The 16,484-nt window shown below is 56.7% G+C and carries 10 protein-coding genes; 6 read left to right on the top strand and 4 right to left on the bottom strand.

Features of this window, described 5'->3' with window-relative positions:
* Positions 1-158 precede the first annotated feature (158 nt).
* Both PGR91_RS05575 and PGR91_RS05570 read left to right on the top strand, forming a co-directional pair.
* Positions 159-1,982, top strand: coding sequence for a peptidase U32 family protein (locus PGR91_RS05575; protein WP_118656459.1), 1,824 nt, complete (start codon positions 159-161; stop codon positions 1,980-1,982).
* A gap of 10 nt (positions 1,983-1,992) precedes the next feature.
* Positions 1,993-2,877, top strand: a complete 885-nt coding sequence (locus PGR91_RS05570; protein ID WP_118457648.1) for a class I SAM-dependent methyltransferase — start codon at positions 1,993-1,995, stop codon at positions 2,875-2,877.
* On the opposite strand, the gene PGR91_RS05565 is transcribed toward PGR91_RS05570, so the two are convergent.
* Complete coding sequence (locus PGR91_RS05565; protein WP_259335521.1) at positions 2,842-3,831, bottom strand: bile acid:sodium symporter family protein; 990 nt, start codon at positions 3,829-3,831, stop codon at positions 2,842-2,844. The genes PGR91_RS05570 and PGR91_RS05565 overlap by 36 nt on opposite strands.
* A 243-nt stretch (positions 3,832-4,074) precedes the next feature.
* Between PGR91_RS05565 and PGR91_RS05560 the strand changes: the two genes are divergently transcribed.
* On the top strand, positions 4,075-4,668 hold the full coding sequence (locus PGR91_RS05560) for a hypothetical protein (protein ID WP_055202100.1): 594 nt from the start codon (positions 4,075-4,077) through the stop codon (positions 4,666-4,668).
* Positions 4,669-4,704: 36 nt separating this feature from the next.
* On the opposite strand, the gene PGR91_RS05555 is transcribed toward PGR91_RS05560, so the two are convergent.
* Positions 4,705-9,243 carry a translocation/assembly module TamB domain-containing protein gene (locus PGR91_RS05555; RefSeq protein WP_259336729.1) on the bottom strand — a complete coding sequence of 1,513 codons (4,539 nt, stop codon included), beginning with the start codon at positions 9,241-9,243 and terminating at the stop codon, positions 4,705-4,707.
* A 156-nt stretch (positions 9,244-9,399) separates the two neighbouring features.
* Here PGR91_RS05555 and tsaD point away from each other — a divergent pair, with 156 nt between their 5' ends.
* The 3 genes from tsaD to PGR91_RS05540 all read left to right on the top strand — a co-directional run bounded on the left by tsaD (position 9,400) and on the right by PGR91_RS05540 (position 11,930).
* Positions 9,400-10,422: a tRNA (adenosine(37)-N6)-threonylcarbamoyltransferase complex transferase subunit TsaD gene (gene tsaD, locus PGR91_RS05550; RefSeq protein WP_118656455.1), complete on the top strand. Its 1,023-nt coding sequence runs from the start codon at positions 9,400-9,402 to the stop codon at positions 10,420-10,422.
* A 125-nt stretch (positions 10,423-10,547) separates the two neighbouring features.
* Complete coding sequence (locus tag PGR91_RS05545; protein WP_147387392.1) at positions 10,548-10,805, top strand: NVEALA domain-containing protein; 258 nt, start codon at positions 10,548-10,550, stop codon at positions 10,803-10,805.
* Positions 10,806-10,841: 36 nt separating this feature from the next.
* Positions 10,842-11,930 (top strand): BF3164 family lipoprotein, encoded by a 1,089-nt coding sequence (locus tag PGR91_RS05540; protein ID WP_182424236.1) that lies wholly within the window; start codon positions 10,842-10,844, stop codon positions 11,928-11,930.
* 363 nt (positions 11,931-12,293) lie between these two features.
* On the opposite strand, the gene PGR91_RS05535 is transcribed toward PGR91_RS05540, so the two are convergent.
* Both PGR91_RS05535 and PGR91_RS05530 read right to left on the bottom strand, forming a co-directional pair.
* The gene (locus tag PGR91_RS05535; protein ID WP_118656451.1) at positions 12,294-13,733 is read right to left on the bottom strand and encodes a Gfo/Idh/MocA family oxidoreductase; all 1,440 of its coding nucleotides are present in this window, start codon (positions 13,731-13,733) and stop codon (positions 12,294-12,296) included.
* Between the two features lie 35 nt (positions 13,734-13,768).
* Entirely contained in the window at positions 13,769-16,483 is a 2,715-nt protein-coding gene (locus PGR91_RS05530) for a glycoside hydrolase family 78 protein (RefSeq protein ID WP_118656449.1), read from the bottom strand.
* Position 16,484: the final 1 nt, after the last annotated feature.

The raw sequence follows: 16,484 nt of genomic DNA, 5'->3' as shown, positions 1-16,484 counted from the left end.
TGTAACTCATATTGTTGTGTATTTAACTGTTATTGATACTATTGGAAATGCCCCTTATAGAATTCGCGTAAAAATATTCGGTGTATTCGTACGCGGCCGGGGCGGCGGCAAAATTCCGATTGTTTGTTACCTTTGCGGCAAATATCCGTCCAAAAGCGATGAGAACGATCGAACTGCTGGCTCCGGCCAAAAATTACGAATACGGATGCGCCGCCGTCGATTGCGGCGCCGACGCGCTGTACGTCGGTGCGCCCGGTTTCGGCGCGCGGGTCGATGCGGCCGTTTCGGTCGGCGACATCGCGCGGTTGTGCGACTATGCGCACCGTTTCGGCGTGCGGGTGTTCGTGACGATGAATACGTTGGTTTTTGCCGACGAACTGCGCGAGGCCGAACGCATCGCCCGCGAAGTATGCCGCGCGGGCGCCGATGCGCTGATCGTGCAGGATACGGCTTTTCTGCGGATGGATCTTCCGCCGGTCGAGTTGCACGCCTCGACGCAGATGTGTACGATGACTCCCGACCGGGCGCGGTTTTGGAGCGACGCCGGTTTTTCGAGGATCATTCTCGAGCGCGCTGCGACCCTGGCGGAGATACGCGGGATTGCCGACGCGGTTCCGGACACCGGGATCGAGACGTTCGTGCACGGGGCGATTTGCGTCGCATACAGCGGGCAGTGCTACCTGAGCCGTTCGATGTCGCCGCGCAGCGGCAACCGCGGAGCCTGCTTGCAGGCGTGCCGGCTGCCGTACGATTTGGTGGACGAAAACGGAAAGCGGCTGATGAGCGGGAAGCACCTGCTGTCGCTGCGCGACCTGAATCTTTCGCAGCATCTGGACGACATGGCGAACGCGGGCGTTTCGTCGTTCAAGATCGAAGGACGGTTGAAGGATATCAACTATGTGCGTAATGTCGTCGGCTGGTATCGCAACCGGCTGGACGGACTGATCGCCGGACGCAGCGACTTGCGGAGGGCGTCGCAGGGGGTGAGCGCGCTGGATTTTTCGCCCGACCCCCGGAAGAGTTTTTCGCGCGGCGCGACTTCTTACTATATAAACGGCGCGTCGCGCGGCGCGGCGTCGTTCGATACGCCCAAATCGTTCGGCGAGCCGGTCGGGAAGGCGACCCGCGTTGCGCGGTATTTTGTGGAAGGCGCCGGTCTCGGGATGCTGGCGGCGGGCGACGGCGTTTGCTTTGCGGGGCCGGACGGCGGTCTGGTCGGAACCCGTGTCAACCGTGTGGAAGGCGACCGGATTTTTTTGAACCGTCCGGGCGGTATCCGGGCGGGAACCGCTTTGTTCCGTAATTACGACCGCCGGTTCGTCGCGGCTCTGAACCGGGCCCGGACGCGGCGGCGGATTCAGGTTGCGGCATGCGTGTCGGTCGGGCCGCAACGGTTGGCGCTGACGTTGGACGACGGCCGGGTGTCGGCCGGGTGCTCCGTCGACGGCGATTTTGCCGCAGCGCACAACCCGTCGCAGGCCGAAGAGACGATACGGATGCAGATTTCGAAGACGGGGGACACGATCTATGCGGTTTCCGGCGTAGAGATTCGTTGCGACGAGCCGCGTTTCGTGCCGGTCGCCGTGTTGAATGCCCTGCGTCGGACATGCATCGAAAAGTTGGACGGAAACCGGAGCGCCGCATATCCGGGACCGGTTCGCCGGCCGGAGAACCGGCAGGCCGTTTTCCCGCAAACGGCGCTGACGGGCGCGGACAACGTGACCAATCCGCTGGCCGAACGTTTTTACCGCGAACACGGCGTCGAGACCGTCGAAGCGGGATACGATCTGAACGACCGTTTCGACGGCGTGCGGGTGATGCGGATGCGTTACTGCCTGCGCCGCGAGATCGGGCAGTGCCTGTGCGAACGTCCGGATTACCGCGGCCGGCTTTTTATCGAAACCGGGCGTAACCGTTATGAACTGATGTTTGACTGCAAGCGTTGCGAGATGAGCGTTGTCTGCTGCAACCGAACCGAATAATCCGAAAATTATGCTGAAATCCGATTTGCTGACTCCTGCCTGCTGGAACGATTACGAGTTGCTCGACAGCGGAAATTTCGAAAAACTGGAGCGTTTCGGCCGCTACGTAGTGGCCCGGCCGGAGCCGCAGGCGTTGTGGAACCGTTCGCTGAGCGATGCCGAATGGCGGCAGCGCGCCGACGCCGTGTTCCGCAAGGACAGGCGCAGCGAAGATCGCGGCGAGTGGGTGTGCAAACCGGGGATGCCGGGACAGTGGTTCGTCGAATATGGCGGCGAAGCGATGCGGTTGCGGATGCGGCTCGGGCTCACGTCGTTCAAACATGTGGGAATTTTTCCCGAACAGGCCGAAAATTGGGATTATATATACCGGCAGGTGCGGCGCGTCGGGACTGGGGCGCGGGTACTGAACTTGTTCGCCTATACCGGCGGAGCCTCGCTGGCCGCGCGGGCGGCCGGAGCCGAGGTGACGCATGTCGATTCGGTGAAACCGGTGGTCGGGTGGGCGCGCGAGAACATGGAGGCGTCCGGGTTGGACGGCGTCCGCTGGATCGTCGACGATGCGCTGAAATTCGTGCGCCGCGAAGTGAAGCGAGGCAAAACCTACCACGGCATCGTTCTCGATCCGCCGGCTTACGGGCGCGGCGCGGACGGGGAAAAGTGGGTGCTCGAAGAACATATCAACGAAATGCTTTCGCTGTGCGGGGAGTTGCTCGAACCGCAGAACGGCTTTCTGGTGTTGAATCTCTATTCGATGGGGTTGTCGGCGTTGCTGGCCCGCAGCGCGGTGCGTCAGTTGGTCGGGGCGTGCTCTGCGGAGCAGTTCGGCGAACTCTATTTCACCGATCCGTTCGGCAAGGCGTTACCGCTGGGGGTGTATTACCGGTGTGCCCGGTAGACCGATCGGGGTTTTGACCGGCTCTTTTTTCGGAAGTCCTTGCTCCCGGTGCCGTTTAGCCCAGAGCTGGTACGAATTGATGAGGTTCTGCCAGATGACATATGCGGCCGGGCCGACCGAAGCGATCGGCGTCAGGTAAGTCTGTGCCATCCAGATCGCCAGGATCGTATTCTTCTGTCCGAGGCCCTGTGCGCCGGCGATCTTGTTGCGATAGCGGCGTCCGATGCGGCGTCCGGCCAGGAACTGGGCGCAGCAGACTGCGAGCGCCAGCAGCGCCATCCAGATTTCATTGACATAGTTCGACGCATCCTGTTTCATGAGAAAGGCGACCGTGTTGCCCATCACGATGGTCAGCGCTACGGCCCACAGGTAGAACGAGATCTGCTGGCGTTCGCGCAGTTGCCGGTGTATGCGGGGCGCGAAGCGTTTCAGCAGCACGGCGATTACGAACGGCAGGATCAGCAGCGGGATCATTTGCCGGCAGACGATCCCGAACGACTCGAAGAACGGCAGCGCGGTCTGCGAGCCGATCAGCGAGAAGACCAGCGGCGATAGCGTGGCGACCGTCAGGTTGCTCAGCAGCGTGTAAGTCGCCAGCACGGCGATGTTTCCGCCGAGCATACCGGTGATTACGGCCGCCGAAGTGGCGGTCGGAGCCATCACGCAGATGAAAGTGCCCTGGGCCAGCAGCGGATCGAACAGCGCGATGATCCCGAACAGCGCGAGACTCCCGAGTATCTGAATCCCCAGCAGGATCACGTGCAGCCGCGTGATGCGCATGTCGTCGAACGACAGCTTGCAATAGGGCACCAGCAACATCAGGAAAATCAGGTAGGGGGTCAGGAAAGAGAGCGACGAGACGAACGGATAGAATACGCCGCCTACGATCATGGCGATCGGAAGCATCCAGTTTTTGAATTGCTGCAGGATTACGTGATTCAGATAGTCGACCATACGCCCGGATTTATCATTCCCTCCGGTGCAAAGTAACGGAGTATTGTCGTGAAATCAAAGGCTTTTTTTAATTTTTTAACAATGTCTCCGGGGGCGGTTTCGGTCGGATTTATGACACGGATGGTACGGAATTTGTATTATATATGAGGTTTCGGGGAAATGCGATTCGGAGTTTCGGGACAAGTTTGATTCCCAAAAGACCTTTCCGTCCGTGCGCGCTTTTCTACCTTTGAACCGATGATTATGGAAGCAAAGCGCAATATCGTATTTTCGGCAGCGGTCTGGGTCGCTTATGTGCTGGTATTCGCCGTGCAGAAGCCGTTTTTTCTATTTTACAACCGCGACGTGTGGACGGAGATGTCCGCCTTCGATTGGGGTCAGGCATTCGTGTCGGGGCTGTTGTTCGACGTGTTGTTGGCGGCCTGTTTCGCGCTCTTTCCGGTGCTGCTGACTTTCTTGCGTTCGAGACTGTCGGAACGAGCGGCCGAAGGCGTGTTGCGTGTCTATTTTCTCGGGACGGCATTGTATATAGCCGCCGTTTTCGCTTTTTCGGGAGTGCTTTTCGAATCGACGATTCTGAAAACGGTGCTTTTCATAGGCTATGCCGCCGCGATCGTCGGGTTGTGTTGGGAGAAGGTCGTTCCGTTGTTCGGCCGCATCGGGGCGCGTCGCCGGACGGAACGCCGCGTATCGCTGCTGCTGGCCGGTATGCTGCTGTTCTTTTTCGGAGGAGTCGCATTCGGAAACCGGAGTCTTTCGGAGCATTACGCTTCCCGGCCCGGTCTGTATCACCTGCACATCAATCCTTACTACCAGCAGATCGCTTTTTGGGATTAATTCCGTCCGCTCCGGAAACGTTTCGCGGGATGGCCGCTACTTTCCGGATTCGCCGGCCGGTTCCGCAGAAGCGTTTTTTTTCGATTTCTGTTGTCTTTTCAAAGCTTTTCGTTCGCGGATCCGCTCGATCCGGTTGCGCATGTTGCGGATCAGATCGGCGAACGTGTCGAAGCTTTGCCGGTACGAGATGCCGATCCCGCTTTCCTGAAGGCCCTGGTTCTCGTCGAACCGGTCGATCGTGCGCGTGAAGGCCTTGACCTTGAAATTACCGGCCTCGTCGAGCAGCAGGCTCAGCGTTACGTCGCCCGTCAGGCTGTTGGCGGTACGCTTGTTCATCTGTACGCCGTTGCCGGTGTCGTAACTGACGTCGCCTTCGACGATCAGCTTGTCTTTGATCAGTTCCCCGTAAAATTCGGTGCCGAATTCGTCCGAAGTTTCCTCGCTTTTCGGGCGGTATTTCGGCGCCAGTCGGAAACGGTCGGTCGAGAGCAGGCTGCTCAATTGGTTCGACAGGAAGTCGATGCCGGTCACGGTCGCGCCCATGGCGCCGATGTTCAGGTTCTGGTTCGTGTACGAATTGTCGGCATAGAAACTCTGCGTGGCCAGCAGCCACAGGAATTGGGTCGACATCATCTCCTGCGTATTCATCGAGTTCAGGATAACGCTTTGGGTTTCCGGGTCGGCGTTCGGGACGGTCACATCGAACGTGATAGCCGGTTGCGTCAGCCGTTCGGACAGCCGGATGATGCAGTCCACCGGGACGTTGCGCCGAGAGTTCTGCTCCCCGGCCCCGAGCAGCGGGGCCAGCGAGGCCTTCAGCTTGTAGACGGCCGTGATGTCGACCAGCGCGTTGACCGGATCGCCCGTCCACTGGATGTGGCTGCCGTCTTCGATGGCAAACGTGCGCGTAGCGAAATTCTTCAGCGAAAAACGGTAGCTGCCGTCCGTGATGTCGTAGTCGCCGTAGATCGTGAAATCTTTGTTCCGCGGATTGACGTGTAGGTTGATCGTGCCGTTGCCGCGTCCTTTGAGCAGGTTGTCGCCGGCTTGGTCGAGGGTTAGTTGCATTTCGACGTTCGGCTTGACGTTCAGCGCCATCTTGATGTCCATGTTCGACGGCAGGCTGTCCATCCGGCGCATCCTGCGCGCGAGGGCCTGCCGCAACCGGTTCGTGCTGTTCGCTTTTTCCAGACTGTCCCGGATGGCTTTTTGACGCGGGTCTTCGAAGACGATGAAGTCGGCGGCGGAGATATCCGCGCTGTTGCCCAGGGGCATGTAAAAATGCGAGTTGTCGGCGGTCGTCGCGACGATGTTCATGTTGACGCCGTTTTTATTGCCTTGGATCGTGGCGTTGCCCGACGCGAAGATCGTTCCGTAGAAAAGGTCGTTCTGCTGTTCGGTCGTTTGCAGTACGAGCGTGTTCTGCGGCCGCACGTGTATGTCGTAGGCCAGATTGCGCAGGTTCCGGAAGTCGAATTTCATGTCGAATCCGGCGCGGTTTCCCCGGGGATCGGTCAGTTCGGCCGGCTGCAGGGTCATCACGTTGTCGGCTACGTCGATCGTGCCGCCGGTCAGGGCGTAGGGAACGTTCGTATAATCGACCGTCGTTTCGAAACGTTCGACGCGGATGGCGCCGTTCAGAACGGGTTGGAGGTTTCTGCTGCTCAGCGTCAGCCGGGCGCTGGCCTCTCCCTGCGTTTCGCGCAGCACGCCTTTCAGCACCGGAGCGAGCAGTGCCATGTCGATTTTCCGGATGTTCATTTCCGCGCCGTAACGGCGTTCGGTCGGGGAGTAGAAACCGGCCACGATGTTGTCGCCCAGTTTGCGGTCGGACAGCCTGAAACGGGCCCGTTTCGACTGAAAATCCCAGAGGCAGTTGAACTTCGTGTCTCGCCACGGGATTTGGTTGACGCGGATGCTGTCGAAATCGATGTCTGCGTTCAGCACTCCTTCGCCGTATGCAGCGATCAGGTCTGCAGAGCCGTTGGTGTATCCTTCGAACAGGTAGCCCCGGCTCGAAGTGATCTGCGACAACGGCTTCAGGTCGAAGTGTTGCAGGCTCAGCCGAAGGGTGTCCTGGTTACTGCGGGAGGCCGTGCCGTTGACCGAGAGGCGTTGCGGGCCGTTTTCGATCCGGAAGTTGTCTACGACGACCCGCGTGGAGTCGTAGACGATCTGCCGGGCGCCGATTCGCCAGGTCTGGTTGCCGGTCGTGAGCGTGGAAGGATAAAAGTTGATTTTGATCTGCGGAACGCCCGTTTCCGGATTGACCGACAGCGCGGAAGTGGTGCTGAGCATCGCGTAGGTGCCGTTTGCGGTGTTGTTGAACCGCATGGCCAGGTTGACCCGGTTCTCTTTGGCCCCGCCGATGACCGAAAAGTTGGGCATGTACAGGTTTTTGGCCAGCAGGTCGTTCGCCGTTACGAACATCGAGATCGAGTCGCCCTGGTTACGGGCGGACGCCTTCAGGTTCGAGACGAAGAACTGTTCGTTCTCGATGAGTTCCGAGTTCAGCGTCAGCGAGAAGACGTCGCTTTCGGGGTTGAACAGAAAGGCCAGCGTGGTTCCCTGGGCGACTTGCAGGCCAGGAATGAAGATGCCCGCCACGTTGTTGGCTTCTTTTACATTGACGTTCAGCAGGTAGTAGTTGTCGATGCTGGAAGCCCCGTCGGCCGGCGGAATCGTTTCCCGCTCCTGCCCGTCGTGTTCCGAGATGGACGGAAGGTAGGATATCAGCGTGTTTTTGAAGTAAGAAAACATTTTGTTGTAGCTGAGCCTGCCTTTCAGTTCCGCATCGGCGAACGACGAATAGAAACCCAGCAGTTTCCGGTTGCCGTGGTTGTCGGCCAGCATACGGATCCGTCCGGTTTTGACGGTGTCGATGTGGTTGATGTAGGTCATGTCGTCGATCTCGATCGTGCCGTTCAACTCGTCGAGCCCTATGCCCGAGCCTTGCGCCGTCAGATTGCCCCGCACCACCGAAACCGTGTCCCGCCGGTTGAAATTCAGTTTGTACAGGTCGGCGTTATGCAGGGCCAGATTGAAATTGTAGGCCGGCAGCGAATCGTTGAAGTTCAGTTTGCCATCGAAATCGAACGCGATGTTCGGGTCGGTCGAGACGATGGCGCCGGTGTACTCCTTGTTCTCGAATTCCCCGTTCAGGACGATGTCGTTGTACGCGTATCCGTTGTATTCGAGCAGCGGAATCTGCGCCTGCGCTTTCATCCGCAGCGCGCTGCCGAGCTGTCCTGTCACGTCGGCTTTCAGCGCGATGCGGTCGAGTTTCGGGATGCCGAGCAGCGAGCCGATCCGGAAATCGTTCGTATTCAGCGTCCCGTCGAAACCGGTCGCGCGTTGCGTGGACTGAAGCGGCTTGATATTCAGTTTCAGGTCGGTGCTTCCCAGTTCGCATTGCAGCCGGCCGTCGGCTGCGAAGTCGCTGAATAGACCGTCGAAATGGCCCGTAAATGCGATTCGTCCCATTTTTTCGAGCGTGGCGTAATTCTTTCCGACCGATTTCCGGGCGATGTCCTGCACAATGTCGGCGATGTCGGCGGCCTCGGTACGCAGTTCCTGCACGTCGAACGAGAAATGGGTGCGGTTCACGTCCGGCAGCCCGGTCATGCGGAATTTTACGTCGACCCGCGTGTTTCTCGTTTCGACCGGCCCCACGCTCCCTCTCATGTTCGAGACCGGCCCTTCCACTTGTCCCGAAGCATTGCGGAAGACGGTTTGCCAGTTGCGCAGTCCCTGGGCGAAGTAGGCGATGGTCTGGAAGCTAACGGTCGAGGCGGTAAATTCGGAACGGATATTCACTTTATTCAGGAAATCGTTATACCCTTTCCACGTGTCGTAGTCGAAATAGAGATAGGCCATCCGTACGTCCGATTCGGCGGTCTTTAGCCGGAAATCGTCGAAGTGCATACCCGATCCGGAGATCCGGAAATGCCGCGTCGACAGGTTTTCGATGTGCAGCCCGCAGCGCTCCCGCAGCGTCAGCGAGTCGATCGCGAGGTTCACGCTGTCGTCTGCGACCGATACGTTCCGTACGAGAAGTTTGAAATTCCGAACATCCAGATCCGTAAAGTTGACGCCGTACTCTTTCGGGCGGACGTCGAATTTCCGGTGGCGGAAATTCATGTCCCGGATCGTTGCCGAAGACGCCGTCAGCCGAAATCCTTTTTTCTTTTGTTTCTTCTCTTTCTTGAATTTCAGCAGGATCTGTTTCAGGTTGCTCGTCCGCGAACTGTCCTGCATCAAGTTGAACCGCACTCCGTCCAGTTCGACGTCCCCGAGCCGCACGGCTCCCGTGAAAACGTTCAGACTGCCCAGCGGGACGACGACGTTGCGCGCATAGAACAGCGTGTCTCCGTGGTAGTCCTCTACGTAAAGGCCTTCCAGCGACAGCCGGTTGAACAGCCGGAAACGCACCTTTTCGACCGAGAACTCGGTTTGGGCTTTTTCGCTGAGCATTTTCAGGCCTTGCCCGACGATCAGGTTCTGCACCGATTGCATGTGCAGCAGCAGCGTGACGGCGACCGGCAAAAATATTACAAGCAGGATCACCGCCGACACGAAAGATCGTATTATTTTTATAACTTTGCCCATTCGGAAGCTGCGTGCGGTATTCTGTTGGTTTTCAATCGGAGCCGCTCTGCGTTACGGCGCTTCGCATGTCTCTCTGAAAAGAACTACAAGTTTACTAAATTTATTATAAATAATAAAGCCAAAATGGATATTACGATCTTGGGTATCGAATCTTCGTGCGACGATACTTCCGCCGCGGTGATTCGGGGCCGGACGCTGTTGTCGAACGTTATTGCCAGTCAGGACGTTCACCGCAAGTACGGCGGCGTGATCCCGGAACTGGCGTCGCGGGCGCATCAGCAGAACATCATTCCGGTGGTCGATACGGCGATCAGGGAGGCCGGCATCGAACTGAAAGATCTGGACGGGATCGCTTTTACCCGCGGGCCGGGATTGCTCGGCTCGTTGATGGTCGGGGTTTCGTTCGCCAAGGGGCTGTCGCTGTCGCTGGATATTCCGATGATGGACGTCAATCACCTGCAAGGGCACATTTCATCCCATTTCATTGATCTGCCCGACCGGCAGTTGGCGCATCCGCGATTCCCGTTCCTGTGTCTGCTGGTGTCGGGCGGTCATTCGCAGATCGTGCTGGTGAAGGATTACGGCGAGATGGAGATCGTCGGCACGACGATCGACGATGCCGCCGGGGAAGCTTTCGACAAATGCGCCAAGGTGATGGGACTGCCGTATCCGGGCGGCCCGGTAATCGACAAACTGGCTAAGGAAGGGAACCCGAAACGGTTCAAATTCGCGAAGCCGTCGGTAGACGGGTTCAATTACAGCTTCAGCGGGCTGAAAACGTCGTTCCTCTATTTTCTGCGCGACGAGATGCGCGAGAACCCGAATTTTATCGGGGAGAACAAAGCCGATCTGTGCGCTTCGCTGCAATCGACGATCATCGAGATTCTGTTGAACAAGCTGGTACGGGCGGCCAGGCATTACGACATACGCGACATCGCGATCGCCGGCGGCGTTTCGGCCAATTCGGGCCTGCGCCGTGCGATTGTCGAGGAGGGCGTCCGTCGCGGCTGGAATACGTTTCTTCCCGAGTTCAAATTTACGACCGACAACGCGGCGATGATCGCCGTCACCGGGTATTTCAAATACCAGCGCGGCGAGTTCGCCCCGATGGACGTTGTCCCCGTGGCGCGGATCAGCCGGATGTGACGGGATCGATTCATTCCGGAGTCCATACGAAAGGGTCGGTATTTTTGCCGATTCTTTTTTTATTTATTTTTCACTTCTTTTGTGTAAAAGAATACGTGTGTTATGTATATATATATCAAAAACCGATGAAAAGTAAAAGAATTATTAAAATCAGTTTGGCTTTGGCCATTGTAGTAGGAGCATATATTTATATTGATCGGAGTCAGTGTAAATCTATGGATTTGTTATTTCAAGCCAATCTTGAAGCATTGGCAGGGGATGAATCGTCGGAACCTGTACAAATTCCTTGTAGTGCCCAAAAAAAGAGTAAATGCAGTTTTTCTGCTAAAGATGCGGATGGAAATACGCATTCTGATACGTGGAAAGATTATAAACATATCTAATTTCCAGATATGTCGTGTTGCCGATATATTCTTAGTATGGGGAAATTAACGGTCATTTTGATCGGGATGTGTGTGCTATGCGGTTGCGAAGGGCGAAAAAACTGGGGCGAAGAAAAGTGGCAAGGTTTGGAGTACCCCTTGACGGCGACTTCTGTGAATGTGGACCGGATTATTTTCACGGAATCCGATTTGATATTTATCGATGACTATGTCATTTTCGAAAATTGGGATAAAGATAAATATTATTCTGTTTTCAGGATATCGCAGGACAGTTTGAAATTTATAGGTTCTTTTTTGACAAAAGGGAACGGGCCTTTCGAGGTGAACGCTTCGAGCATACATTTTTTGAATCGAGACAGCGTCTTGATGATCGTTGCGTATAATCCCCGAGGAAAGTCGTTTGTCATACCCGTGAACAATTTGAAAAACGTATTCGATTTTTCTGCATGGAGCGTGGTCGATTATCCTTATGTAGAATCTTTTGCCTATAATCTTTTACCGGTTACGGATTCGACTTATTTGATGCAGGGGTTCGGCGACAGCGACGATTTGTTTACATTACTGAATACCGGTAGTGAGCGGGTGTCGAGTTTGGGGGTTCGCTATCCGGATAGCGGTAACGAGGTTACTTGTTACAATAAATCTCAAATTTATTCCGGAGACTTGCGCAAACGGCCTTCGGCCAGACAGTTCGTTTATTCCTGTTCTAATTCGAAATTTGTCGAGATTTTTACGCTTGGAGATAGTACGGTGTCGAACAGGGTCAGATTATTCGATCGGTTGCCGATATGCACGCAACGAACCGATGGAACTTATAAAATTGTCGATCATCATGAATCGGGGTATCAATTATCGGTTACAGATGCGTTTATCTACTGTGCCGATCCTAAAATCGATTATTCGGACCGGGAAAAGTCTATAAAGAGAAACGGTTATTCTCCCGGGTATGTAAAAGAGGTATATCTTTGCGACTGGAATGGGAATCCGGTGCATAAATATTTATTGGACAGACCGGTATGTTATATTCAGCCGGATACGGACGATGAATGGTTGTATGCTTTTTATTTGCATCCCGAGTCGTTCGAACCCGAAATGGTGAGATTTAAATTGCCTGATATTCATTAAATGTAGATTCTATGAAAAAAGCAGTTATTTTTTCCGGTTCGGTCGCGTTGGCCGTAGCGGCTTTAGGAGCTTTTGCGCGGTATGATTGTAAAGACAGGTAGGCTGATGATCTGTTGCTTGAAAACGTCGAAGCATTGGCCGGTTCAGAGGGGGATGGCGGTGAGGAAGTTCAGATTCCCTGTGCTCAGGAAAAACGCAGAAGTTGTACTTTCAAATCCGTAGATGCGGACGGTAACGAGTATGTGAATACGTGGAATGATTACGTCAAAGCCGGTTGATTCTTTCGGCTGGTCGTTTATATGCCGGATGTAGGATTCGGTAATAAAAAATGCCGGACAGATTTTAAAATCTGTCCGGCATTTTTTACAGTTTGTAGAACTCTTCCCAGCCTTCGCGCGGCGGCAGGTCTTTCAGCAGCTTGTTGGCCCGTTCGTTGTTGGTGATCACTTTTTTCTTCGGGTCGAACAGCAGTTTCGCGTTCAGGCGCTGCGCCAGCACGCCGAGGTTGAACACTTGGCAAAGCGGCCCGGCGACGTCGAACGGCGACCGTGCTTGTTCCTGTCCCTTGCAGGCCAACAGGAAGTTTTTGTAGTGGTTCGACGAGCTCAGGGGGACTTCCGGTAACTGTGACGCCATCTCCCTGGCCTTTTCTTCCGGGATGATCGACAGCAGGCTGCCGTGCGAACCGCCCTTGAAGGTCAGTTCCTTGCTATAAATGATTTTGCCCGGATTCAACTTGGCCGGCTGGATTTGCCCGGTACTCGGGGCCGGAATGTTCGGATCCAGCTCGGATACGCCGTAGCCTTCCGGCACTGGCGGGATGTTCTTCTGTCCTTCGTACCAGGTGACGTCCACCGGCGGCATGTTGCCGCGCGCTCCGAACTTGAACACCAGCGTCGAGGCCTGCGGGAAGAAGAAGTCGTTGTGCCCGTCGATCCGCACCGGGTCGATCTCGTAGGGCAGTCCCAATTCGAGGAATTGGTGGGCGGTATCCAGAATGTGAGCACCCCAGTCGCCGAGGGCGCCCATGCCGAAATCGTACCAGCAGCGCCATTGTCCGTTGACGTAGTCCTTGTTGTAATCGTGGAAACGGGCCGTCATCAGCCAGGTGTTCCAGTCGAGCGTCTGCGGGACCGGCTGTCCCGGAGGGAAACTTTTGATGTTCGTATCCCAGCCGTGCCAGCGACGCGGCGCGTTCATGTGGGCGGTGATCGCCGTAACGTCCTTGATGATTCCGGCGTCTTTCCATGCCTTGAACTGGAAATAATTCCCTTCGGAGTGGCCCTGGTTGCCCATCTGGTTGACTACCTTGTACTTTTTTGCCGCTTTCATCATCAGCTCGACCTCGTAGAACGTGCGTGCCATCGGCTTCTCGGTATAGACGTGCTTGCCGAGCGACATCGCCAGCATACAGATCGGGAAGTGCGAGAAGTCCGGAACCCCGACCGAAACGGCGTCGATCTGGTCGCCCATCTTGTCGAACATCTGCCGGAAATCCTGGAAGCGCGGCACGTTCGGGAATTGCTTCAGCGACTGTTCGGTGTGCGGGGCCCCCATGTCTACGTCGCACAGCGCGACGATGTTGGCCTCGCCCGTTTTAGCGAACTCGCGGAGAATTTCGCCGCCCCGGTTGCCGATCCCGCAGACGGCCAGGTTGACCCGTTCGTTCGGGCCGACGATCCGCGGTTTGGGCCGGGCCGCCGATAACGTGTTTTTCGTCAGGATGGTCGGTAGGGCCGCTGCCGCCGACAGCGCGAGAACTCTTTTCAGAAATTCCCGCCTCGAAAATTCATTGGAATCCATATTTCAGTTGTTTGTATCGGTTATGATTGGGTTTTTCAGTTTATCGTACAGGTAAAACGGTAGGCTCCGCTACCGATCCGGTAAGCGACTCCGGACGACTTTTTGTCCGTGATTTTCCGGATGTTTTTCGCATTTCCTTTGCAACCGACTGCTTCGACGGCGGCGGACGGCAGCGATACGGTGGCCGTCATGTTGGCAGGGATCTGCACGTTCAGCGTTATCCGGTCGCCGTTGCGCTCCCAGGCGCTGCGGATCTCGCCGCGCTGCGAATCGTAAGACGCCTTCGCCCAGTTCAATCCGTCGACGAAAGCCGGGCGGATCAGCACGTGCCGGAATGCCGGTTGTTCCGGATCGACCTGGATGCCGGCCAGCGTTTTGTACATCCAGGCACTGACGGCGCCCATTGATGGGTGGTTGCGCGATGCGTCGCCGATGTTCCGCAGGACGTCCCACGTTTCGAACAGCGAGGTCGCTCCGCACTGTTCGATCCAGTAGCCCCATGAGGGTAGCGTGGTTTTGGTGACCATCCGGTAGACGGCGTCGGCATATCCGTAGTCGGACAACACGGCCGGTACGACCAGACTGCCGATGAAGCCGAAATCGAGGCTGTAATCGTTGTCCGCAATGCAACAGTTCAGGTTTTCGGCCAATCGTTTCTCGTATTGTTCCGGGACGATACCGACATAGAGCGGCAGCGCGTACGACAGTTGCGTGCCGTTCGAATAGCAGACCTTTTCGGGATCGAAAAACAGTTCGTTGATCAGGACTTTCAGCTTTTCGGCTTTCGCTTCGTAAGGGGCGGCTTCCGGTTCGCGGCCGGTCAGCCGGGCCATCTGCGCCATCAGCACGTTATCCCAGTAATAGAAACACGTGGCCATGAAATCGACCGGCGTCTGCGCTTTGTAGAACAGCCAGTCCCCGAGTCCGTGGTTGATCGTGCCGTTCGCTTCCTCGCGCGTTTGCAAGTACTCCAGGTAACGTTTGGCCGCCGGGTAGATCGTTTCGATCGCCCGCGTATCGCCGCTGTATTGGTACAGCAGGTGCGGCGTGATGAAGATCGCGGCGTCCCACATCGGGCCGGCCCAGTTCGAATCCCAGTGCCACGAAGTCGGGACGATACCCGGCACGTTGCCGTCGGCCTCCTGCGCGTCGATCATATCGTTCACCCATTTGGCGTAGATGTTCCGGCTGTCGAAATTGATCATGCCGGCTTCCTGCACCATGTAGCCGTCGGCCATCCAGCCGTTCTTTTCGCGGTGCGGGCAGTCGGTCGGGATGCCGAACAGGTTGCTCAGGTACGAGCGTTTCGAAATGTCGAATATTTGGTTGATCAGTTTGTTCGAACAACTGAAATCGCCGGTCGGTCGCACGTCGCTGTGCATGACTATGCCTTCGAGGTTCTCGGCCGTCAGTTGCAGCGGTACGCTGGTCGTTACCTCGACGTACTGGAAACCGTGATACGTGAACGGAGGCATAAAGGTTTCGGCGCCTTCGCCTTTGAGAATATAGGTGTCGAACTGGCTGATCTCCGATGCGTTCGTCGGGCGCAGGTGCATGTTGATGTTCCTCTGATCGACCCGTCCGGCCGAATCGAGCAATTCGCCGTGCCGCATCGTTACGACGGTTCCGCGCGGCCCCTTCACGCGCAGTCGGCATACTCCGGCGAAGTTTTTCCCCAGGTTGTAGACGTATACCGTGTCGTTGATCTTCTCGACCGATACCGGTTTTACCGATCCGGATGCGGCGACGGCCGCCATTTTCTGCGCTTCGATCAGCGGCGCGGGCGATTGGACGGTCACGGCGGGCTGCCAGGCGCCGTCGTCGAATCCGGGACGGTTCCATCCCGGCTGTTCGAGCCGGGCGTCGTACGTTACGCCGGTGTACAGGTTGTCGTACAGCAGCGGGCCGGTCGCCGTTTTCCACGAAGCGTCGCTGCCGATCGTTTCGGTCGATCCGTCCCGGTAGGTGACATGCAGTTCGCACAGTAGCCGCGGGCGGTCGCGCCACGGAGCCAGATGGAAGTTCCACACGGCCGGAGTTTGTTCGTTATACCAGCCGTTACCGAGCACGACCCCGATGCAATTTTTACCTTCGCCGAGTTGAGCGGTGATATCGTAAGTTACGTAGAGCACCCGTTTCGAGAAATCGGTATAGCCCGGATCGAGCAGATGGTCGCCCACGCGCTCCCCGTTCAGGTAAAGTTCGTAGTAACCCAGTCCGCAGATATAGGCGCGGGCCGAAGCGATCTGCTTTCCGGTCGCGAATTCGCGGCGGAACATCGGGGCGGGCTTATACTGTTCGTCGTGCGAGTCGGTGATCCATTGCGCCTTCCATTCGCCGGGCGTCATCTTGCCGGTTTCGAACCACGATACCGGCGTAGTGACCGGCATACGGCCGTTGTCGTCCCACGTTTCGACTTTCCAAAAGTAACGGGTATGCGACTTCAGCGGAGCGGCGGGGCTGCATACGACCGTCTGGTCGCCGGATTTGATCCGCCCCGAGTTCCATACGTCGGCGTTCCCGGCTTCGAGCTGCTCGGGCGAGGTCGCCACGACGACCCGGTAGGCGCTCTGGGAGACTCCTCCGACCGGAGATTGCAATTTCCACATCAGGCGGGGTTCGGCGACGTCGATCCCCAGCGGCGTAGTCAGGTACTCGCACTGCAGGTCGACGGCCTGCATCGGGGAAAATCTGGCGCCCTGTACCGCCAGGCCGCACAGCATCAGTGCGAAGCTCAACAAAAGTTTCATA

Origin of the sequence: Candidatus Alistipes pullistercoris (genome assembly GCF_027665465.1) — a bacterium.
Taxonomy (GTDB): domain Bacteria; phylum Bacteroidota; class Bacteroidia; order Bacteroidales; family Rikenellaceae; genus Alistipes_A; species Alistipes_A hominis.
This window is presented reverse-complemented; position numbering and strand designations above follow the sequence as displayed.

Bases quoted from the DNA above. Each gene is read 5' to 3' on its own strand.
- PGR91_RS05535 (WP_118656451.1), bottom strand. From the start codon at position 13,733: ATGGATTCCAATGAATTTTCGAGGCGGGAATTTCTGAAAAGAGTTCTC.
- PGR91_RS05540 (WP_182424236.1), top strand. From the start codon at position 10,842: ATGGGGAAATTAACGGTCATTTTGATCGGGATGTGTGTGCTATGCGGT.
- PGR91_RS05570 (WP_118457648.1), top strand. From the start codon at position 1,993: ATGCTGAAATCCGATTTGCTGACTCCTGCCTGCTGGAACGATTACGAG.
- PGR91_RS05575 (WP_118656459.1), top strand. From the start codon at position 159: ATGAGAACGATCGAACTGCTGGCTCCGGCCAAAAATTACGAATACGGA.
- PGR91_RS05565 (WP_259335521.1), bottom strand. From the start codon at position 3,831: ATGGTCGACTATCTGAATCACGTAATCCTGCAGCAATTCAAAAACTGG.
- tsaD (WP_118656455.1), top strand. From the start codon at position 9,400: ATGGATATTACGATCTTGGGTATCGAATCTTCGTGCGACGATACTTCC.
- PGR91_RS05560 (WP_055202100.1), top strand. From the start codon at position 4,075: ATGGAAGCAAAGCGCAATATCGTATTTTCGGCAGCGGTCTGGGTCGCT.
- PGR91_RS05545 (WP_147387392.1), top strand. From the start codon at position 10,548: ATGAAAAGTAAAAGAATTATTAAAATCAGTTTGGCTTTGGCCATTGTA.
- PGR91_RS05530 (WP_118656449.1), bottom strand. From the start codon at position 16,483: ATGAAACTTTTGTTGAGCTTCGCACTGATGCTGTGCGGCCTGGCGGTA.